17 protein-coding genes are annotated in these 19,248 nt (G+C 59.9%); 8 read left to right on the forward strand and 9 right to left on the reverse strand.

Annotated elements, in window-relative coordinates; translation table 11 throughout:
* Positions 1-32: 32 nt before the first annotated feature.
* Positions 33-1,505: a transglycosylase SLT domain-containing protein gene (locus B9Z39_RS02065; RefSeq protein ID WP_100145954.1), complete on the reverse strand. Its 1,473-nt coding sequence runs from the start codon at positions 1,503-1,505 to the stop codon at positions 33-35.
* Positions 1,502-2,284 (reverse strand): hydroxyacylglutathione hydrolase, encoded by a 783-nt coding sequence (gloB, locus tag B9Z39_RS02070; protein WP_108300530.1) that lies wholly within the window; start codon positions 2,282-2,284, stop codon positions 1,502-1,504. The genes B9Z39_RS02065 and gloB overlap by 4 nt, the downstream gene beginning before the upstream one ends.
* Between gloB and B9Z39_RS02075 the strand changes: the two genes are divergently transcribed.
* The 4 genes from B9Z39_RS02075 (at position 2,283) to B9Z39_RS02090 (ending at position 7,899) form a co-directional block, all read left to right on the forward strand.
* Positions 2,283-3,023 carry a class I SAM-dependent methyltransferase gene (locus B9Z39_RS02075; RefSeq protein ID WP_233248896.1) on the forward strand — a complete coding sequence of 247 codons (741 nt, stop codon included), beginning with the start codon at positions 2,283-2,285 and terminating at the stop codon, positions 3,021-3,023. The two genes, gloB and B9Z39_RS02075, sit on opposite strands and share 2 nt — an antisense overlap.
* On the forward strand, positions 3,020-3,472 hold the full coding sequence (gene rnhA / locus B9Z39_RS02080; RefSeq protein ID WP_100145950.1) for a ribonuclease HI: 453 nt from the start codon (positions 3,020-3,022) through the stop codon (positions 3,470-3,472). The genes B9Z39_RS02075 and rnhA overlap by 4 nt, the downstream gene beginning before the upstream one ends.
* Positions 3,473-3,604: 132 nt before the next feature.
* The gene (locus B9Z39_RS02085; RefSeq protein WP_108300531.1) at positions 3,605-4,804 is read left to right on the forward strand and encodes an efflux RND transporter periplasmic adaptor subunit; all 1,200 of its coding nucleotides are present in this window, start codon (positions 3,605-3,607) and stop codon (positions 4,802-4,804) included.
* Complete coding sequence (locus B9Z39_RS02090; protein ID WP_108300532.1) at positions 4,801-7,899, forward strand: efflux RND transporter permease subunit; 3,099 nt, start codon at positions 4,801-4,803, stop codon at positions 7,897-7,899. Before B9Z39_RS02085 ends, B9Z39_RS02090 begins: the two co-directional genes overlap by 4 nt.
* Before the next feature lie 8 nt (positions 7,900-7,907).
* Here the strand turns inward: B9Z39_RS02090 and glp are convergent, their stop codons facing one another.
* From glp to moaA, 3 genes are read right to left on the reverse strand one after another with little or no spacing between them, the layout of a single operon-like run.
* Positions 7,908-9,191 carry a gephyrin-like molybdotransferase Glp gene (glp, locus tag B9Z39_RS02095; RefSeq protein ID WP_108300533.1) on the reverse strand — a complete coding sequence of 428 codons (1,284 nt, stop codon included), beginning with the start codon at positions 9,189-9,191 and terminating at the stop codon, positions 7,908-7,910.
* Positions 9,188-9,826 (reverse strand): molybdenum cofactor guanylyltransferase MobA, encoded by a 639-nt coding sequence (gene mobA, locus B9Z39_RS02100; RefSeq protein ID WP_108300534.1) that lies wholly within the window; start codon positions 9,824-9,826, stop codon positions 9,188-9,190. The genes glp and mobA overlap by 4 nt, the downstream gene beginning before the upstream one ends.
* A 3-nt stretch (positions 9,827-9,829) precedes the next feature.
* Entirely contained in the window at positions 9,830-10,993 is a 1,164-nt protein-coding gene (gene moaA, locus B9Z39_RS02105; protein WP_108300535.1) for a GTP 3',8-cyclase MoaA, read from the reverse strand.
* 110 nt (positions 10,994-11,103) lie between these two features.
* On the opposite strand from moaA, the gene B9Z39_RS02110 reads away from it, so the two are divergent.
* Together B9Z39_RS02110 and B9Z39_RS02115 are read left to right on the forward strand one after the other, a co-directional pair.
* The gene (locus B9Z39_RS02110; protein WP_199172942.1) at positions 11,104-11,247 is read left to right on the forward strand and encodes a DUF3149 domain-containing protein; all 144 of its coding nucleotides are present in this window, start codon (positions 11,104-11,106) and stop codon (positions 11,245-11,247) included.
* Positions 11,248-11,349: 102 nt separating this feature from the next.
* On the forward strand, positions 11,350-12,507 hold the full coding sequence (locus B9Z39_RS02115; RefSeq protein ID WP_108300629.1) for a J domain-containing protein: 1,158 nt from the start codon (positions 11,350-11,352) through the stop codon (positions 12,505-12,507).
* Between the two features lie 8 nt (positions 12,508-12,515).
* Here B9Z39_RS02115 and B9Z39_RS02120 read toward each other — a convergent pair whose 3' ends face one another.
* From B9Z39_RS02120 to B9Z39_RS02135, 4 genes are read right to left on the reverse strand one after another with little or no spacing between them, the layout of a single operon-like run.
* Positions 12,516-13,586: an Ldh family oxidoreductase gene (locus B9Z39_RS02120; RefSeq protein ID WP_108300536.1), complete on the reverse strand. Its 1,071-nt coding sequence runs from the start codon at positions 13,584-13,586 to the stop codon at positions 12,516-12,518.
* Complete coding sequence (locus tag B9Z39_RS02125; RefSeq protein WP_108300537.1) at positions 13,583-14,545, reverse strand: tripartite tricarboxylate transporter substrate binding protein; 963 nt, start codon at positions 14,543-14,545, stop codon at positions 13,583-13,585. The genes B9Z39_RS02120 and B9Z39_RS02125 overlap by 4 nt, the downstream gene beginning before the upstream one ends.
* Positions 14,546-14,566: 21 nt before the next feature.
* The gene (locus tag B9Z39_RS02130; RefSeq protein ID WP_108300538.1) at positions 14,567-15,793 is read right to left on the reverse strand and encodes a VOC family protein; all 1,227 of its coding nucleotides are present in this window, start codon (positions 15,791-15,793) and stop codon (positions 14,567-14,569) included.
* Complete coding sequence (locus B9Z39_RS02135; protein WP_158269440.1) at positions 15,790-16,671, reverse strand: alpha/beta hydrolase; 882 nt, start codon at positions 16,669-16,671, stop codon at positions 15,790-15,792. The genes B9Z39_RS02130 and B9Z39_RS02135 overlap by 4 nt, the downstream gene beginning before the upstream one ends.
* Before the next feature lie 159 nt (positions 16,672-16,830).
* On the opposite strand from B9Z39_RS02135, the gene B9Z39_RS02140 reads away from it, so the two are divergent.
* A complete protein-coding gene (locus tag B9Z39_RS02140; RefSeq protein WP_108300540.1) occupies positions 16,831-18,003 on the forward strand; it encodes an ABC transporter substrate-binding protein in 1,173 nt (390 codons plus the stop codon).
* Between the two features lie 14 nt (positions 18,004-18,017).
* Positions 18,018-19,169, forward strand: coding sequence for a 5-methyltetrahydropteroyltriglutamate--homocysteine S-methyltransferase (locus B9Z39_RS02145; RefSeq protein ID WP_108300541.1), 1,152 nt, complete (start codon positions 18,018-18,020; stop codon positions 19,167-19,169).
* Positions 19,170-19,248: the final 79 nt, after the last annotated feature.

Genomic DNA, 19,248 nt, shown 5'->3' on the forward strand with positions numbered 1-19,248 from the left:
CTCAACCGCGAACCCGCCCATGCACGGCGGGTTTATTTTTTGGCCAAGCGGGTGTCGTTCGATGGTTTCTTCTTGTTCGCCACCGTGACTTTGTCGTAGGACTTGGCCGCCACTTTGGTGCCGCCCGCTTTCGGGGGCACAAACAGCACCACTTGCTGGCCTGCTTTGAAGCTGGCGCTGGCAGACACTTTGTTCCATTCGGCCACTTGCTCGGGTTTGACGTTGTGGCGCTTGGCCAAGCTAGCCACGGTGTCTTGTTTGCTTGCTTTCACGGTGATGCGCTTGAGCATTTGCTCGGGCGACAGGTCCAAGCGGCCGTTGTCTGCCACACCCGCAGTCACGTCTTCGCCCATTTGCGCTGAGCGTGGCACCAACAGCGCCGAGCCCGCCTTGATCATCATGTGTGGGGGGATGTTGTTGAGGGCCCGAAAGTCACCTTCACTCATACCCACACGTTTCGCCGCATCTGCGACTTTCATGGTGCTGGGGGCGATCCAGGCCGTCCAGGTGGCCATGCGCCCCATGGCCGAAGATTCGTAATTGCGCTGAAACACTTCTGCGTTGTCCCATGGCAGCAAGATCGACGGAATGCCCGCTGCCAGCAACACAGGACGGTGCGCCGAGGGGTTGAGTGCCTTGAAGTCTTCCACAGAAATTTCGGCCAACTTGGCTGCCACGCTCACATCCATGTCGCGTGGCAGTGGCACGCTTTGAAAATAAGGGTGGTTGGGAATGTTGGGCAGCACCACGTTGAATACGGTGGGGCTCCCCACGATGTTTTTCATGGCTTGCAACTTGGGCACATACATGCGTGTTTCCATCGGCATGTTCAAGTCGGCATAGCCCGTGGGCAGGCCTGCGCGTTGGTTGCGCGCAATCGCTTTGCCCACATTGCCTTCGCCCCAGTTGTACGCGGCCAAGGCCAAATGCCAATCGCCAAACATGCCATACAAACGTTGCAGGTAGTCCAGCGCGGCGCGGGTGGAGGCTTGCACATCGCGGCGGTCGTCGCGAAAGGCGTTTTGCTTGAGGTCAAAACTTTTGCCGGTGGCTGGCATGAACTGCCACATGCCGCTGGCCCGCGCACTCGAGACAGCCTGCGGATTGAAGGCGCTTTCGATGAATGGCAACAGGGCCAGCTCGGTGGGCATCTGACGCCGCTCCAACTCCTCAACGATGTGGAACAAATACTTGCTGGAGCGCTCGGTCATGCGCTGGATGTAGTCAGGCTTGTTGGCATACCACTGGGTGCGGTCTTGCACCAGCTCGGTGTCCAGGTCGGGCATGCTGTAGCCCTTGCGAATGCGCTCCCACAAATCGTTGGGCAGGGCCAAATGGGCAACGCCTTGGCGTGGCACAGAGCCTTTGCCCACGGGGCTAAGACCAGATTTTTTGGCCACCTCTGCGATCGGGTCAGCGGCTTTGTCTGCGGTGTCGTTGGGCAAATTGGCGCAGCCACTGAGCAGGGCCAGCACCAGGCTCACAACAGAAAATGCAAATTTCATTTGAAGTCGTTCTTCCATTGGCGCAGGGTTGCAAACACGGTCACATCGTCTGTGGGTGTGGCTTGTGCGAACCCTGCATGATGTGCGACCGCTTGTCGTACATCAGGATGTCTGGTCCGTAAAAACGGGTTGATCTGTAACTCGGTGCCAAGCAGCGCAGGCAGGGTTGGCAGCCCCTGCGCACGAAGTGCTTGGCAATGCGCCGTGTAGGTTTGCAACGCGCTGTTGCGAGGTTCGACCACGGCTGCGAATCGCAGGTTGGACAGAGTGTACTCGTGGGCGCAACACACACGGGTGTTGTTGGGTAAAGCTGCGAGCGCATCCAGCGATGCCAGCATTTGCGCGGGCGTACCTTCAAACACCCGACCACAACCGCCTGAAAACAAGGTGTCGCCACAAAACAAAACTGGACTCTCGGGTGTATCCGCAACGAAGTAAGCCACATGGCCTGCCGTGTGGCCTGGAACGTCTAGCACGCGCACCTGTTGTCCCAGCAGCGTGAATTGGTCACCCTCCATCACTGCCGTGAACGGCCCGGGAATGTCTTCACGCGCGGGGCCAAACACCCGCGCACCCGTGGCACGGCGCAAAACATCTACACCACCCACATGGTCTGCATGGTGATGGGTGACTAGAATCGTCGCCAATGTCAGTCCATCGCGTGCCAGTGCCTCCAAAACGGGTTGCGCGTCACCCGGGTCGACCACCACGGCCTGTGAATCTTGTTGCCACAACCACAGGTAGTTGTCGGCGAAAGCGGGCAGAGAAATCAGCTTCATGACACAAGAACCTCTCAAAACCGATAGTTTGCACGATTGGCTGCGCACCCCAGCGGGTCAATACGCGTTGACCTGGGAGCAGGCGCAGTGTGACCAGGCTGTGGCCGATGTGTTTGGCTTTCATGCCTTGCAGTTGGGTTTGCCCGAGTTGAATGCCTTGCAAAACAACCGCATCCCTTACCGCTGGTTAGGTTGTGACACCGTGCCTGAGGCATACACCCAGGGCGATGGTCTGCTGCTGACTGAATCGCACGCGCTGCCTTTTGCGGATGGCAGCCTGGATTTGGTGGTGTTGCCTCACACCCTGGAGCTCAGCCCAGACCCGCACGCCACCTTGCGCGAGGTGGAACGTGTGCTGGTGCCCGAGGGGCGGGTGGTGGTGCTGGGCTTCAATCCCACCAGCCTGTGGGGTGTGCCACAAAGTTGGCGCAAAGGCGCAGGTGACGTGGGGCAACCCATCGGACATTGGCGTTTGCGCGATTGGTTGCAACTGCTCAGCTTTGAGGTGGCATCTAACAGCTTGGGCTGTTACCGACCCGCCTTGCGCTCCGAGCGCTGGCTGCAGCGCATGGCATGGATGGACAAAGCCGGGCCCCGTTGGTGGCCCATTTTTGGCGCGGTCTACTGCATGGTGGCCATCAAACGCGTGCGTGGCATGCGCCTGCTGGAACCGGCCTGGACACGTCCATCGGCACGCCAAGCCCGTGCCATCACGACAGCTTCAAAAGGAATGGAATGAACAAGATTGAGATTTACACCGACGGCGCTTGTAAAGGTAACCCGGGGCCGGGTGGTTGGGGGGCTTTGCTGCGCTCTCCCACCGGCCAAGAAAAAGAAATATGTGGTGGCGAACTCAACACCACCAACAACCGCATGGAGTTGACCGCTGTGATCGAAGCCTTGCGTGCCCTCAAGCGTCCCTGCCAAGTGGCCTTGTACTTGGACAGTGAGTACGTGCGCAAAGGCATCACCGAGTGGATCCATGGCTGGAAAGCCCGTGGCTGGCGTACCGCCGCCAAGCAGCCGGTGAAAAACGCCGACCTGTGGCAGCAATTGGATGGACTCACACACGACGGTGTCCACCACATCACCTGGCATTGGGTGAAGGGCCACGCGGGCCATGTCGACAACGAGCGCGCCGACGGACTGGCCAATCGGGGTGTGGACATGGTGTTGTCCAATAAGTGACAGAAATTGTGAAGTCTGGGTAAATATTCCCGCTCAGACTGAGGGGTAGGGGCCAACCCAAGATATTCTTTGCATGCTAACTGTTACATTGCGATTTGTTGTTTTTACCGTCACCCCAACTACCTGTCTGCCATGCCCTACAGCCCCAAAACATCCATCAAAAAAAGTCTGCTTTGGCTAGTTCTTGTGTTGATCCTCGCGGGAGGGGCAGCCAAAATTTTCTGGCCAGTTGAGAAAGCCGAAGTCAAAGCCCAGGTGCAGACAGTGACCACCTTTGTGGTGGAACAACGCGACTTTCCCGTGGTGGTTGAATCCACAGGCAGCACGGTGGCTGCCAACGTCGTGGATGTGCGTCCTCAAGTGACCAATGTGGTGGCCAAGGTGCACATCAAAGACGGGCAACGAGTCAAGGCCGGTGACATCTTGTTCACGCTTGATGACCGTGCCGACCGTGCCAACTACGAAAAGGCCAAGGCGGCCGCAGACGATGCCCAGCGTCAGTACGACCGGGCACTCGAATTGCTGCGCCAAAACTTTATTTCCCAGGGCTCGGTCGATACGGCACGTGCCAACGCGCAGGCCACCTTGGCGGCTGCCAAGGCCGCTGAAGCTGCGCTGAGTTACGACACCATCCGCTCACCCATCACTGGGCGTGCGGGCATCATCAACGTCTTCCCCGGCGCCTTGGTGCAGCCGGGCAACACGGTGTCGACCACCACCACAGCCACGGCCACCACCACCCAAGGTGCGATGGTGACCATCACCCAACTCGATCCCATCAATGTGCAGTTCACGGTACCCGAGAGTGCCTTGGGGCCTTTGTTTGCGTTGCAACAAGCGGGTCAAACGCCCATGGTGTCGTTGCAAGCCACGGGCGGTCAAAAGCGCCAAGGCAAGGTGTATGTGATTGACAACCAAGTGGATGCGGCCATCGGCGCGGTCAAGGTCAAAGCTGAAGTTGTCAATACCGACCATTCCTTGATCCCTGGGCAGTTTGTGCGCGTGCAACTCAATGCGGGCAACATCAAAGATGCGTTGGTGGTGCCGTCGCAAGCCGTGGTGGCCAACACCCGTGGTGAGCAAGTGTTTGTGGTGGACGCAGAAAACACCGTCGAACTCAAACCCATCAAGGTGCTCACGCAAGGTCGAGGTTTTGCAGTGATCACCGGCTTGAATGTGGGCGACAAAGTGGTGGTGGAAGGCAAACAAAACTTGCGTCCCAAGGGCAAAGTGCGCGATGCCGCTGCGGCCAAAACGGAAGGCAAACCCGACGACAAAGCACCCGCCAAGCCTGATGCCAAAACCGACGTGAAAGCCGAAGCCCAAAAATGACGATTTCAGAACTCTGTATTCGTCGTCCGGTGATGACGATCTTGCTGTCGATTGCGACAGTGGTGGCGGGTGTCATTGCGTACACCAAAATTCCAGTGGCCGCGTTGCCCAGTTTCAACAGCCCGGTGATTCAGGTTTCGGCCACCTTGCTGGGGGCCAGTCCTGAAAACATGGCCTCTTCGGTGGCGCTGCCCTTGGAGAAAGAGTTCTCCACCATCGACGGCATTTCGGTCATCAGCTCGACCAACTTTTTGAGCTCCACCGTCATCACCCTGGAGTTCAACAACGAGCGCGACATCGACAAAGCCGCCGTGGACGTGCAGGCTGCCTTGCTGCGCGCGCAGCGCCGTTTGCCGATTGAGATGACGATTCCGCCGTCTTACCGCAAGGTCAACCCCGCCGATGCACCGGTGTTGCTGATGTCCTTGAGCTCGCCGTCGATGGACTTGTTTGAAGTCAGCGACTACGCCGAGAACCTGATTTCTCCCAACCTGTCCACCATCGATGGGGTGGCGCAGGTGTTGGTCTATGGCCAAAAGCGTTACGCCGTGCGCGTGCGTGCCAACCCCGCCAAGTTGGCCATGAACAACTTGACCATGGACGATGTGGCGCAAGCCATCAACAAGTCCAACTCCAACGCGCCTGTGGGGGTGTTGGACGGGCCACGTCAAGCGTTGACGATTTACGCCAACCCTCAGTTGGTCCATGCCAAAGACTTTGCCAATTTGATGATTGCGCAGCGCAACGGTTTGCCGATTCGCCTGTCCGATGTGGCCGTGGTCAGCGAAAGCTATGAGCAGGTCAAAACCAGTGGCTCCTACATGGGCGAGCGCTCGGTCATCATTGCCGTATTGCGTCAACCCAGCGCCAACACCGTCAAAGTGGTTGACGGCATTCGCCGCATGATCCCGAATTTTGAAAAACAAATGCCCGGGTCGATGCAGATCAACTTGCTCAACGACCGGTCGTCGTCCATTCGTGAGTCCATCCATGACGTCAACTACACCCTGGCCTTGACCGTGGCTCTGGTGGTGTTGGTGATTTTCTTGTTCTTGAAGCATGCCGCTGCCACCGTGATTCCCGCGCTGAGCTTGCCGGTGTCGCTGATCGGTGCTTTCTTTATCTTGTACTGGTTGGGCTATAGCCTAGACAACGTGTCGCTGCTGGGCATCACGCTGGCCGTGGGTCTGGTGGTGGACGACTCCATCGTGGTGCTAGAGAACATCGTGCGTTATGTGGAAGAGGGCATGCACCCACTCAAAGCCGCACTCAAGGGCAGCAAAGAGGTGGGCTTCACCATCATCTCGATCTCGATTTCGCTGGTCGCTGTGTTCATCCCGATCTTCTTCATGCCGGGCCCCATTGGCTTGCTGTTCCGCGAGTTTGCGGTGGTGGTGTCGCTCTCGATCTTGGTGTCTGCCGTGGTGTCTCTCACCTTGGTGCCCATGCTGTGCAGCCGCTTCTTGCCCAAGCACGGCGAAGAGCCCAAAGACTACTGGATCACGGTCAAGTTCGACCAGTTGTTCCACTGGGTGCTCAAGGGGTACGAGTCCAGTTTGGACTGGTGCTTGGCCCATCAGCGCTCGGTGTTGGCGGTGGCCATTGGCACGTTCGCCGTCACCATTGCGATGTACATCTGGGTGCCCAAGGGCTTCTTCCCGGAAGAAGACATTGGCCAAATCCTGATCACCACCGAGGCTTCTGAAGACATCTCTTTCTCGGCCATGTTGAAGTTGCAAGACCAGGCTGCAGACATGGTGCGCAACGACCCCAACGTGTTGAGCATGGTGTCGTTTGTCGGAGGTGGCGCCAACACCGGCAACTTGCCCAACAACGGCCGCATGTTCATCAACCTCAAGCCCAAGAGCGAACGCGCCCCAATGCAAAAAGTGCTGGAAGGCTTGCGTGGCAAGTTCCGCTCTATCCCTGGCATGAACGTGTACATGCGCCCGATTCAAAACTTGCAGTTGGGCGGCAAAGTCAGCAAAAGCCGCTACCAGTTCATTTTGCAAAGCGTAGGCTTTGACGGTGTGAACGAATGGTCCGAGAAAATGCTACGCGAGATGCGGGCCGACCCCATCTTCCGCGACGTCACCAGCGACTCGCAGCTCAAGGGCTTGAACGTGCTGATCGACATCGACCGTGAAAAAGCGGCCAGCGCCGGCGTGACGATGGCCGACATCCGCACCGCCTTGTACTCGTCCTACGGCGAGAAACAAATCTCCACCATCTACACCCCGGTCAACACCTACCAGGTGATTCTGGAGTCGGTCGAGGAAAGCCGCCAATTTGAAAATGGCTTGAACGACATTTACCTGCGCGGCCGCGCCACCGACCGTTTGGTGCCTCTGTCAAGCTTGGCTAGTTTCAAGCGCTTCATCGGGCCCACGGCGGTGAACCACCAAGGTCAAATTCCTTCGGTGACTATCTCGTTCAACCTGGCACCTGATGTTCCTTTGGGCGACGCCACGAAAAAGATCGATGCCTTCGTCAAAACCATCAACTTGCCTCCCACCATCATCACCAGCTATGGCGGCGATGCGGCGGTGTTCCAAAGCGGGCAGTCCGGTCAAATCATCTTGCTGGTCAGCGCGGTGTTTGTGATCTATGTGCTGTTGGGCGTTTTGTACGAAAGCTACATCCACCCACTGACCATTTTGGCGGGCCTGCCTTCTGCGGCCATTGGTGCCTTGGTGTTCTTGCGCCTCTTCAACATGGAGCTGACCATCATTGCCACCATCGGCATCTTGCTGTTGATCGGTATCGTGAAGAAGAACGCGATTTTGATGATCGACTTCGCGCTGGAGGCGCAGCGTCAGCACCAGATGACGCCGCGTGACGCCATCCGCTCGGCTTGCTTGACCCGGTTCCGCCCGATTCTGATGACCACCCTGGCCGCCATGATGGGCGCTTTGCCCATCGCCCTGGGGCTAGGTGCAGGTGCCGAGTTGCGCATGCCCTTGGGCATTGTGGTGGTGGGTGGCTTGGCGTTCTCGCAGGTCCTCACGCTCTACATCACGCCGGTGATCTACATCTACCTGGAGCGCTACAGCGGCACGGGCCCGATGGAGATTGCGCCTGAGATGATGCCTTGAGGCATCGGTCAGACCACCCCTTCAAACACCATCACATCCACCTCGTCGCCCACGGCGACGTTGCCTTGCGCATGGTGCAACACGATCAAGCCATTGCCTTGCACCATCGAGCTCAGCACGCCTGAGCCCTGGTTGCCCGTGGTGCGCACCTGCAAGCTGCCGTCCGCAGCGGTGCTCACCGTGCCGCGCTGGTACTCGGTGCGGCCGGGTTTTTTGCGCAAAGCCTCCAGGCTCTTGGCGCGCAGCAGCGGGGGCGTGGGGGCGGTGCTGCCCATCATGCGCAGCAGGGCCGGGCGCACAAAGGCCAAGAAGGTCACCATCACGGCCACCGGGTTGCCTGGCAGACCAAACAACACCGAGTTCCCCAAGCGCCCCACGGCCATGGGGCGGCCCGGGCGCATGGCGATTTTCCAAAACGCCACGTCGCCGAGTTTTTTCATCATGGCCTTGGTGAAGTCGGCTTCGCCCACGCTCACGCCGCCGCTGGTGATGATGGCGTCGGCCTGTGCGGTGGCTTGGGAGAAAGCGGCTTCCAGCAACACCGGGTCGTCTCGCACCACGCCCAGGTCCACCACCTCGCAGCCCATGCGCGTGAGCAGGCCAAACACTGTGAAGCGGTTGCTGTCGTACACCGCGCCTTCGCGAGGCGCTTCACCCAAGCTCAAAATTTCATCGCCGGTCGAGAAGTAGGCCACCCGCAAACGGCGGTGTACCCGCACCGTGGGCTGCCCCAAGCTCGCGACCAGCCCCAGGGCCGCAGGTGTCAGATGGGCGCCTGCGGGCAAAGCCGCGTGGCCTTGTTTCAGGTCTTCGCCTTGCAAGCGACGGTTGTCGCCCCGCTGAAACACGCCCGCAGGCACGGTGACGGTGGTGGCGTCTGGCCCGGTGTCAACTTGGCAAAGCTCAAGCGGCGCCACCGTGTCCAAGCCCTCGGGCAAGATGGCCCCGGTCATGATCTTCAAGCACTCGCCCGTTTGCACGCGGCCTTGCCAGGCTTTGCCCGCCAGGGCGGTGCCGACCACACGCAGGTGCAACGCTTGGGTGGGCGAGAGTTGGCTGCCATCGAAGGCAAAACCGTCCATGGCCGAGTTGTTGTGAGGCGGCACATGGATGGGCGAGATCACATCTTGGGCCAGCACCCGGCCCAGCGCGTCAAACAGCGCAATGTCTTGCGCTTCATTCGCAGAAAGCGGCTGCGCCAACTGGGCCAAAAACTCGCCCACCTGGGTCACGGTCAGGGCTTGCGGGTCGTAGCCCTGCAAGGCGGCAGCAATGTCGGCGAGGCTTTTCATGGGGCGGCGTTTTCCAGCGCTTGCAACTCCTGCAAGGTGTTGACGTTGCAAAAGGCCAAGTGATCATCGGTGGGTGCATCAAAGGGCACCACCACCGTGTGGTGCTGGGCGGTCCAGGCGTCGATCTTGCGCCCACCGCTGTGGGTGAAGCGCACCAGGCTCTCCAGCAGCTCGCGGCGCAGCAGGCAAAACACCGGTTGCGTGCGCACCTGCACCTCGCCTTGTGCGTTGGTTTCGAGGGCGGCAGCCATGGCAATGTCGGCGTTGTTCGCCGCCAATGCGTCGCCCAAGCGTTCGGCCAGATCGAGCGGAAAGCGCGGGCTGTCGCAGGGCACGGTCAGCAGGTAAGGCGTTTCGCAATGCTCCAGGCCTACCAGAAAGCCCGACAAGGGGCCCGCAAAGTCAGCCGAAGCATCGGGCCAGACCGACACCCCCAAAGACTCGTAAGCCGACAAATTGCGGTTGGCGTTGACCATGACCTCGGCCACTTGGGGGGCGAGGCGCATCAGGGTGTGCAACGCGAGGGGCATGCCGTTGAAGTTTTGCAAGCCCTTGTCCACGCCGCCCATGCGGCTGCCGCGTCCTCCGGCCAAGATGATGCCGGTGATGTCTTGGTGCAGGATGGGGTCTGTCATGGCTTATCCACCGATGTAGCTCATCTCAACCCGGCGTACCGCAGGGCTGGCGTCAGTGGGCAAGCTGGCGCGCAGCTCGGAGTAACGGTCATCGCGACCTTGCCAGATGTGGCCAATGGCCGAGGCCAGATCGGCGTCGGTGCTGTGAGCTTGGCGCAGCAACTGGCGCAGGTCGTAGCCCTGGCTGGCGAACAAACACAGGTAGAGCTTGCCTTCGGTGGACAAGCGGGCGCGGTTGCAATCGCGGCAAAACGCCTGGGTCACGCTGCTGATCACGCCCACTTCGCCCAGGCTTGGGTCAAAGCGGCCCGACGCATCGGCGTAGCCCCAGCGCTGTGCGGTTTCGCCAGCGGCGCTGGGTTCCAGGGGCACCAGTGGGTAGCTTTGTTGGATCAAGCGGATCACCTCGGCAGAAGGCAGCACGTCGTCCATGCACCAGCCGTTGGTGGCACCCACATCCATGTATTCGATGAAGCGCAGTGTGATGCCGCTGCCTCGGAAGTGGCGGGCCATGGGCACGATTTGGTTCACGTTGGTGCTGCGCTTGACCACCATGTTGACCTTGAGGCCGCTGCTGCGGCCTTGCGCGTCCAGGCCCAGCCCCGCTGCTTGTGCGGCGGCAATGCCGTCCAGCACGTCCGAGACCGGAAAGTCCACGTCGTTCATGGCGCGAAACACCGCGTCGTCCAGGCCGTCCAGGCTGACGGTCACGCGGTTCAAGCCCGCCTCTTTGAGGGCTTGCGCCTTGCGTGCGAGCAGCGAACCGTTGGTGGTGAGCGTCAGGTCGAGTGGCGAGCCATCGGGCGTGCGCAGCGCGGCCAGTTGAGCCACCAGCACCTCCAGGTTTTTGCGCAGCAGGGGCTCACCGCCGGTGAGGCGAATTTTGCGCACGCCGTGGCTGACAAATACTTGCGCTAGGCGGGTGATCTCTTCAAAGCTCAACAAGTCGCTGTGCGGCAGATAGGCATAGTCTTTGTTGAACACTTCTTTGGGCATGCAGTAGTTGCAGCGGAAGTTGCAGCGGTCGGTCACGCTGATGCGCAAATCATGCAAAGGACGACCCAGTGCATCGCTGAGCCCACCGCTGGCCAGAATAGGCTGCGTCGGGACCACCGCAGAAAGGGCTTGGAGGCGTTGGTCAACCAACGGAATGACGCGTTCAGACATTTCCCGATTTTGCCTCAGCACCCGATCCCCCCATGCCTTGATGTAGATCAGGGCGCAACGCATGGGCCGCGCGCATAGTTGGGCTGTTGTTACTCGAAAGGAGCACTTTGATGAAAATGCTGACTGATCTTTTTTCTACCGACTACGGGCTGATGAGTTTGGCCGTGATTGGGTTCGTTTTGGTCATGGCGGTGTACTTTCTGCGCGTGTTTTTGGGGTTGATGGACGAGACGGGCAAAAGCACCCACGAGTGAGCAGGGCCGCTGCTGAGGCCTTGCAGTGCATGGCCCACCCAGGGATCACTTAACATCGCATTCACCCATGCCGTGGCATGCACTGAATGCCCGATGGTTGTGATGTCCCCTTTGCCTGAAGAAACCCCCAGCGTCGCCGCACCCACCTTGGGCTTGCGTGTTCAGCCACCTGACAACGACAGCCTCACCCCCGCGCAGCAAGCCTTCAACCAATTGCTGGCGCGCATCGAGGCGGCGTCAGTCCAGATGGCGCGCTTGCAAGCATGGTCTGACCGTCACCGCTATGCACACATGCAGGTGTTGTATGAGGCGGCGAATCAAACCGCTCATCTTCATAAAAGCCTGTTGCTGTTGTTGCATGAACGTGTGCAAACGGCCGACTTGACGGCCCAGCAGCAACGCATGGCGCGCCAGCAAATGCGGCGCTTGATCACCCAATTGAGCCCATCCAGCGACCCGCAAGTTCAAGCACTGCATGAGCTCTACCACGAAGAGGACGCTGCACACGACGCGGCACAAGACAGCATGTTGGCAGCACAGCGTCTGCGCGAAAAGATCGAGGACGCCATGGGTCAGCCGCTGCACAACCCCAGCCTTTACCAAAGCCCCGATGAGGTGCTGGCCGCAGGCATGCGCCAGTGGCAACAACAGCACGACGCCGACGCGGCCCGCAAGGCGGCCAAGCGTGCGGCACGCAAAGCCCAGCGTCGGCCCACCCCACACCCACAGCATGTGCCGCAGCAAAGCGATGCCAAAAGTGCGATTCGTACCGTGTACCGACAACTCGCCAGCCTGTTGCATCCCGATCGTGAAATGGACCCGCAAGCGCAACAGCGCAAGACCCGCTTGATGGGCGAGGTCAATGCCGCCTACGAGCGCCAAGACCTCACCACCTTGCTGCACCTGCAATTGCAAGTGGCGCAGGTGGACCCGCAGCACATGGCGCGCATGTCGCATGACAAATTGGCCGCCATGTCTGTGTTGCTCAAAGAGCAGTTGGCCGCCTTGCAAGACGATGTGTGGCAGTTGCAGTCACGTCTCAGCCAGGAGCTCTGTGTAGCGCTGGATGTGCAGTCCAGCGAGGACACCTGGACACAGGCCTTGCAACGCATCCAGGCCGACCGGCGCTACGCGCTGGAGCGCCTACAGGCGGACTTGCGACGCATCCAGCACGACAGCGAACTCAAGCGCTGGCTCAAAGAGCAGGCGCTGCAAGCCAAAGAGCAAGCCAAGGCAGCAGCCCTGGACGGGCTGCTTTGAGGTGCTTCTTAGCCACTTAAGTGGCTTGCGCTGTCAGCCCATGGCAGCGCGATGTTGAGCTGCTTGGCGATAGGGCTGAGCTCGGCGCAAAGCGCTGACGACAAGGCAATGCCTTCTTGCAACTGCTGGCGCGCCATGCGGTCCCCACGTTCACCCGGCAGCAACACCTCGTGCGCTGGATCGCTGGCAGGCAGCGACTTGATGGCGCGTAACGTGTTCGCCAGGTCTTGCGCGTATCTGTCACGTTGGCAAATCTGAAAAGTATCCAGTGCGATGATGAGCGCGTTTTGCTTGTGTTGGCGAGCTCCGCTGTCAGACGACAACAGACCGGTCAAGATGGGGTTGCCCACCAACACACTGGTGAGCATTTCCACCATCAGCGCCAACCCAGAACCTTTGGGGCCACCCATTGGCAGCGGGGTGCTGGCCAGTGCCGCGTCGGTGGTGGGGTGGCCTTGGGCATCCAGGGCCCAACCCTCGGGCAAGGTCTGGCGCAGTTTCTTGGCTTGCATCAAGCGCCCCAGCGACACCACGCCGGTGGCCATGTCAAACACGATGGGCTGGTCGCCTGGGCCCGGCACAGCAATCGACAACGGCGCGGTCGATACACCTGCTGCTGCTGCCCCGTGGTAAGCCATGCTGGGGATGGAGGCCGCCATGGAGATGGCGGCCATGCCTTGGCGCGCCATGCGCTGCGTGATGAAGCCATGTGCACCCGTGTGCGTGGTGGCACGCACCAACACGCCCGCCATGCCGGTTTGCCGGGCGCGTGCCACCAGTTTGTCGGCGGCATGGCACATGGCCACCGCGCCCGGCGCTTGGTCGGCTTCGAGCACCATCAAGGCGGGCAAGTCGAGCTGCCAGTGCATCTGGGGTTGGGGGTTGATGACTTGTTGCGAAATGAACTTCAGGTACATCGGAATGCGGCTCACCCCGTGGGTGTCGATGCCACGCAAATCGGCCCACACCATGGCCTGTGCCACCTGCTGTGCGTGTGCGTCAGACAAGCCTTGTCGTTTGAAAATATCTGCGGCAAACGCTTGTAAGTCGGCGTGGGACACGCGATGGAAATCTGTCATTGCCGTTCAATCTTTCGCACATCAATCAACTGCTGCCATTTGCGCAAGTCCTGCTCGACAAACTGGCGAAACTCTTCGGGGCTGCTGTGTTGGGGCTCCCCGCCAAGCTCCACCAGACGTTTGGCGACATCGGCTTGTTGCACGATTTTTTTGAGCTCTTGGTTGATCAACCGGACGGTGGCATCAGGAGTGCCTGCTGTCGCACCCAAGCCAATGAATGAGTAAACCTGGTAGCCCGGCAGCGCTTCGCTGATGGTGGGCAAGGTGGCCCATGATTTGGAGCGCTCTTTGCCGCTGGATGCCAAGGCTTGCAGCTTGCCCGACTTGATGAAGGGCAGTGACAAGGTGGGCGCTTCAAACAGCAAGTCAATGCGACCGGCCAACAGCTCGTTGAGCGCAGCGCTGCCTCCTTTGGTGGGAATATGCACCATCTCAGTTCCCGCCATGACGTTGAACAACTCTGAGGAGAGGTGGCCGATGGAGCCAATGCCGGAACTCGAATAGTTGAGCTTGCCCGGGTTGGCCTTGGCATAGGCAATCAACTCGGGCACCGATTTGAAGGGGGCCTGGCTGGAGGTGTTCAAGATGAACGGATACGAAGTGACCATGCCCACCATGGTGATGTCTTTCACCGGGTCAAACGACAGCTGTTTGGCCAATGCGGCACCCGCCGGGTAGGCCCCCGTGACCAGCAGCAAGGTGTAGCCATCGGGCTTGGCTTTGGCCACCAAGGATGCGCCTACCAGCCCGCCCGCACCCGGACGGTTGTCCACCACCACGGGAACACCCAAAGACTCGCCCAGCTTGTTGCCAATCAGGCGCGCCATGATGTCGGCCGAGCCGCCGGGCGCGAACGGGCACACCAGCGTGATGCTGTGTGCCGGGTAGGTTTGGGCCCAACTGCTGCCCATGGCCCACAGGCAAAGGCATAACAAAATTTGTTTCAATCGGCAGGTCATCACACAACGCTCCTCTTCACATCAATTCAAAGGGCCCAGAAACACTTCACCGTCGTAGCCAGCCTGATCTTCAGTCAGCGAGGCAGGCCACTGTGCGGGATCGACCGGCGGCGCGGCACGCAAATGCGCGGGGCAAGGGCGGCCATCCCAGCCAATTTGCTCCATCGCGGCATACAGCTGCAACAAATTGCCATCGGGGTCGGTGGCGTACACATGGTGTCCGATGCCGGGCGACAGCTCGGCTGGCAGCACCTTCCAAGAGACGCCTTGCTGTGTCAAAAACTGGTGCGCATCCACGAGCTGCTGGTAGCTGCCGAGCTGGATGCCGCAAGACATCAGGCTGGAGTGCGCAGGTAGCCCCAGGTCTGCGCGCAAAGCCTTGGGGTACAGGGCCAGCGAATGGTGCTCGGTGTTGGCTCGCAAAAACACGCAACGGTGGCTCTCGACCATCACCTCTTCGGTGACCCGCAGGCCCAGCGCATGTTGGTAGAAGTGCAGGGCTTGCGCCATGTCATCCACAAACAGGCGGATGGGCCCGACACGCGTGACTTTGAAGGGGCGTGCCAGCAACACGCCACCCACGTCATAGGTCTCTGGCCACACCGGCGAGCGTCGCCAGCCCATGATCTGCTCTAAGCCCGAACCCAGCACCCGGTTGATCTCGGCAAACTCAGACGGCTGCGGCAGCTCAGGAGGCTGCATGTGTTTGACCTCATGCGTGAGCGCCGATTTGGAGTGACCATTCCAGCCGATTTGTTCAATGCCGTAGTACAACTCGTTGATGTGACCCGACGGGTCGGGTGGGTAGAAGTGCCAGTTCGACCCTGGCAAATCACGCCCTGAACGCAGCACCTGAAGCTGCTGCTCTTTGAACCACTGGTAGCCTTCGACCACCTCGCGCAGGGTGCTGACCTGCCAGGTAATTTGATTGACCGTCAATTCCGGGTGGTGTCCGTAGTGTGGGTTGGCTTGGTGCACGGCACGCTGTGGGAACAACACGAATGAGTGATGGTCCGTGCCGTGACGCATGAAGATGCCTTGTGTCGGGCCAACTGAAGCCACCACCTCCGGTGGCAGTCGCGCAGCGAAGTCGATGCGGTCTGAAATTTCAAAGCCCAACAGTCGGTTGTAAAAATCAAGCGACTGTTCGGGGTCGAACACATTCACGCCGAAGTGCCCCAGTCGGCGGATGCGAAAAGGTTGGCGCATTTGTACGCCATCGACATCGAATGTGGAAGGTGTGCTCATGGGTGGGGCGTGTGGGTCAAAGGGAAATATTTGTTGAGCCAACTCGTCAACACCGCATGCACCACCGGGTTGTGTTCTCCCAGCATGAAGTGGTCTACCTCGGCCATCAAATGCAACTCGGTAGGTTGACCGGCTTGCTGAAACACATCGATCGACTGTTGTGTCGGTGTCACCGTGTCGTTGGCTGGGTGCAGCAACAGCAAGGGGCGTGGGGCGATCTGGTGCACCACATCGATGGCTCGAAAGTTGTACATGCTGTCCACCACTTCGAAGGGGAAATCCATGATGGAGCCACCCGAGAGGTTGGTGCGCATGCCGTCTCGCACAGGGACGATGTCAAAGCGTGGTACACGGATAGAGCGTCCATTGGCCAGTTCGCGACGACCTTCGGCCAACATGTCACTGAATTTCTTCCAGGCTGCATCGCTGGCGTGTTGCAAGCGGAATTTCTTTTCACCATCGCCCCATCCACCCACCGAGATACACGCGGCGACGCGCGCGTCCACGCCGGCGGTATACAGCGAGACCGCTGCACCAAAGCTAAAGCCCATCACCGCCATGCGTTGGGGATCGACATCGTCGCGGGTCAGCAAATAGTCGATCGCGTGTTGCGTGTCACGCACCTGTTCGAGGCAGATCACACGGCCTCTTTCGCCCTCGCTGTCACCGCAGCCGCGCATGTCAAACGCCAGGGTCACGTAGCCCAGGCGCGCGAAAATCTCAGCCGCAATTTTGGAGATGCCTCCGTTTTTGTTGCTGCCAAAGCCGTGTAGTACCACCACGGCGGCACGTTTCTCTTGTGGCTTCAAATCCTCGGGAATGTGCAGATGCGCCGCGAGTGCCAAGCCGTCAGACGGAAAAGAAATGTCGAGTTTCAAAATTCAAGTCTCCCAATGGGCGTGTTGTTGGTGAGGCATTCTGCCTAGCCCTGTCGCGGGCACATGACGCACAGTTGACTGGCATGGCGCAGCGCAAGCCATGGCACCATGCGTGGCCAGTGGTTTAATTCACACGCCCGACAACAAAAGGAGACAAGCATGGACAAACGCAGTCTGATCAAGGCCATGGTGGCCGCCCCCATCGTGATGGGACTCAACCCCGCGAGCGCGCAAAACAAGCCGTTCAAAATTGGTTTGCTCACACCCATGACCGGCCCCTTTGCCTCCACCGGCAAACAAATGCTGGCCGGTGTGAAGCTCTACATGGCCCAACAGGGTGTGAACATTGCAGGCCGTCAGGTCGAGCTGATTGTGAAAGACGACACCGGCATGCCCGACGTCACCAAGCGTCTGGCGCAAGAGCTGGTGGTCAACGACAAGGTCGATGTGCTGGCTGGTTTTGGCTTGACCCCGCTGGCGCTGGCCACGGGCCCCATTGCCACCCAGTCCAAAACCCCCATGGTCAACATGTTGGCCGCCACCTCGTCGGTGATCGATGCCTCGCCTTACATGGTGCGCGTGTCCATGACCTTGCCCCAAATCACCGTGGCCGTGGCCGAGTGGGCCTCCAAAAACAACATCCGCAAGGTGGTGACCTTGGTGTCCGACTACGGCCCAGGCATCGATGCCGAGCGCACCTTTGTCGACCGCTTCTTGCTCAACGGGGGTCAGGTGCTGGAGTCTTTGCGCGTGCCCATGCGCAGCCCCGATTTCTCGCCGTTCTTGCAAAAAGTGCGCGACCTCTCGCCCGACGCCGTGTTTGTGTTTGTGCCCTCGGGCATTGGCACCCAGGTGATGAAACAGTTCAACGAGCGCGGCTTGGCCCGTGCCGGCATCCGCTTGATTGGCACCGGCGATGTGGTGGACGACGACATCCTCAACAGCATGGGCGACGCCACCTTGGGCATCGTCACGTCTTACCCGTATTCGACCGACCACCCCTCGGCGCTGAACAAGAAATTTGTGGCTGAGTTCAAGAAGGCCAACCAAAACATGCGCCCCAACGCGGTGGCCGTGTTTGGCTACGACGGCACACGCTTGATTTATGAAGCCCTCAAAAAGACGGCAGGCAAGGGCGGTGGCGACGCCTTGTTGGCAGCCATGAAGGGCCAGATCTTTGAAAGCCCACGGGGCCAGATTTACATCGACGCCAACACCCGTGACATTGTGCAAAGCGTGTACGTGCGCAAGGTTGAAAAAGTCAATGGCGAGCTCTACAACGTGGAGTTTCAAGAACAAAAAGACGTGCGTGATCCTCCGCGCGCCCGTTGAACCAGGACATCACCATGAGCAAACCTTTTTTCCGCGCCGACCAGGTCGGCAGTTTGTTGCGTCCACCTGAACTGATCGCCGCGCGCGAACAGTTTCAGAACGGCCAGATCGACAAAGCCGCATTGCGCCATGCCGAAGACGCCGCCATTGCCGAGGTGGTCAAGCGCCAAGAGGCCTGTGGCTTTAGCGTGGTGGTCGATGGTGAATACCGCCGTGAAAACTGGTGGATTGACTTTGTGCAAGGCCTCTCGGGGGTGGAGATTCAAGACGGCAACCCGGCCCAGGCCTTCGTGGCCTCGAACACGGACCACGATGACCACGACCACGACCACGACCATGGCTGGAAGTACGTGCCCAAAAACGTGGTGACCACCGGGCGTCTTGGGGCCAATGCGCCCATCACCGCGCCCGACTTCAGCTACTTGCAGGGCGTGACGGGGCGCACGGCCAAGATCACCTTGCCGTCGCCCACGCGTTTGCATTTCCATGGCGGACGTGGGGCGGTGTCGTCCACGGCCTATCCCGACATCGAAGAGTTCTTTGCCGATGTGGTCAAGGTCTACCGCGCCGAAATTGCCGCGCTCGAAGCCGCAGGCTGTCGCTACATCCAGATCGACGATCCGTTGATGACCTACTTCATCAGCGACCGCATGCGTGCCGAGGTGGTGGCTTCAGGGGACGACCCGCAAGCGCGCTTGCAGCGCTATGTTGACTTGACCAACGCCTGCATTGCCAAGCGCCGTCCTGACACCACCATTGGCATCCATGTGTGCCGTGGCAACTCGCGCAGTGGCTGGATTTCAGAGGGTGGCTACGAACGCATTGCCGACACCGTGTTGGGCGGGCTGAAGGTGGACCACTTTTTGTTGGAGTACGACGACGAGCGCTCGGGCGACTTTGCGCCGCTGCGTCATGTGCCGCGTGGCGTGAAGGTGGTGTTGGGCCTGGTGACCACCAAGTTTGGCCGCCTGGAAAATGCCGACGACTTGGTGCGTCGCATCGACGACGCCAGCCGCTTGGTGCCCCTGGAGGACTTGGGCCTGAGTCCGCAGTGCGGCTTTGCCAGCACGGTGGACGGCAACATCATTACCCACGATGACCAATGGCGAAAACTCGAACGCGTGGTGGAGGTGGCGCGTCGCGTCTGGGGTGATGTGAAGGCTTGAACCCCAAGGCCTCCGGACCTTTCGGGTTAACCCTTGTCACCCTTGTATCACGCGCCCAGGTGTGGTGCAGGGGTCGCTC

This window comes from Limnohabitans sp. JirII-29 (genome assembly GCF_003063395.1).
GTDB lineage: Bacteria > Pseudomonadota > Gammaproteobacteria > Burkholderiales > Burkholderiaceae_C > Limnohabitans.

What these genes read in the sequence shown, in the direction of transcription:
- B9Z39_RS02065 (WP_100145954.1), bottom strand. Translation starts at nt 1,505, where the DNA reads ATGAAATTTGCATTTTCTGTTGTGAGCCTGGTGCTGGCCCTGCTCAGT.
- B9Z39_RS02075 (WP_233248896.1), top strand. Translation starts at nt 2,283, where the DNA reads ATGACACAAGAACCTCTCAAAACCGATAGTTTGCACGATTGGCTGCGC.
- gloB (WP_108300530.1), bottom strand. Translation starts at nt 2,284, where the DNA reads ATGAAGCTGATTTCTCTGCCCGCTTTCGCCGACAACTACCTGTGGTTG.
- rnhA (WP_100145950.1), top strand. Translation starts at nt 3,020, where the DNA reads ATGAACAAGATTGAGATTTACACCGACGGCGCTTGTAAAGGTAACCCG.
- B9Z39_RS02085 (WP_108300531.1), top strand. Translation starts at nt 3,605, where the DNA reads ATGCCCTACAGCCCCAAAACATCCATCAAAAAAAGTCTGCTTTGGCTA.
- B9Z39_RS02090 (WP_108300532.1), top strand. Translation starts at nt 4,801, where the DNA reads ATGACGATTTCAGAACTCTGTATTCGTCGTCCGGTGATGACGATCTTG.
- glp (WP_108300533.1), bottom strand. Translation starts at nt 9,191, where the DNA reads ATGAAAAGCCTCGCCGACATTGCTGCCGCCTTGCAGGGCTACGACCCG.
- mobA (WP_108300534.1), bottom strand. Translation starts at nt 9,826, where the DNA reads ATGACAGACCCCATCCTGCACCAAGACATCACCGGCATCATCTTGGCC.
- moaA (WP_108300535.1), bottom strand. Translation starts at nt 10,993, where the DNA reads ATGTCTGAACGCGTCATTCCGTTGGTTGACCAACGCCTCCAAGCCCTT.
- B9Z39_RS02110 (WP_199172942.1), top strand. Translation starts at nt 11,104, where the DNA reads ATGAAAATGCTGACTGATCTTTTTTCTACCGACTACGGGCTGATGAGT.
- B9Z39_RS02115 (WP_108300629.1), top strand. Translation starts at nt 11,350, where the DNA reads ATGTCCCCTTTGCCTGAAGAAACCCCCAGCGTCGCCGCACCCACCTTG.
- B9Z39_RS02120 (WP_108300536.1), bottom strand. Translation starts at nt 13,586, where the DNA reads ATGACAGATTTCCATCGCGTGTCCCACGCCGACTTACAAGCGTTTGCC.
- B9Z39_RS02125 (WP_108300537.1), bottom strand. Translation starts at nt 14,545, where the DNA reads ATGACCTGCCGATTGAAACAAATTTTGTTATGCCTTTGCCTGTGGGCC.
- B9Z39_RS02130 (WP_108300538.1), bottom strand. Translation starts at nt 15,793, where the DNA reads ATGAGCACACCTTCCACATTCGATGTCGATGGCGTACAAATGCGCCAA.
- B9Z39_RS02140 (WP_108300540.1), top strand. Translation starts at nt 16,831, where the DNA reads ATGGACAAACGCAGTCTGATCAAGGCCATGGTGGCCGCCCCCATCGTG.
- B9Z39_RS02145 (WP_108300541.1), top strand. Translation starts at nt 18,018, where the DNA reads ATGAGCAAACCTTTTTTCCGCGCCGACCAGGTCGGCAGTTTGTTGCGT.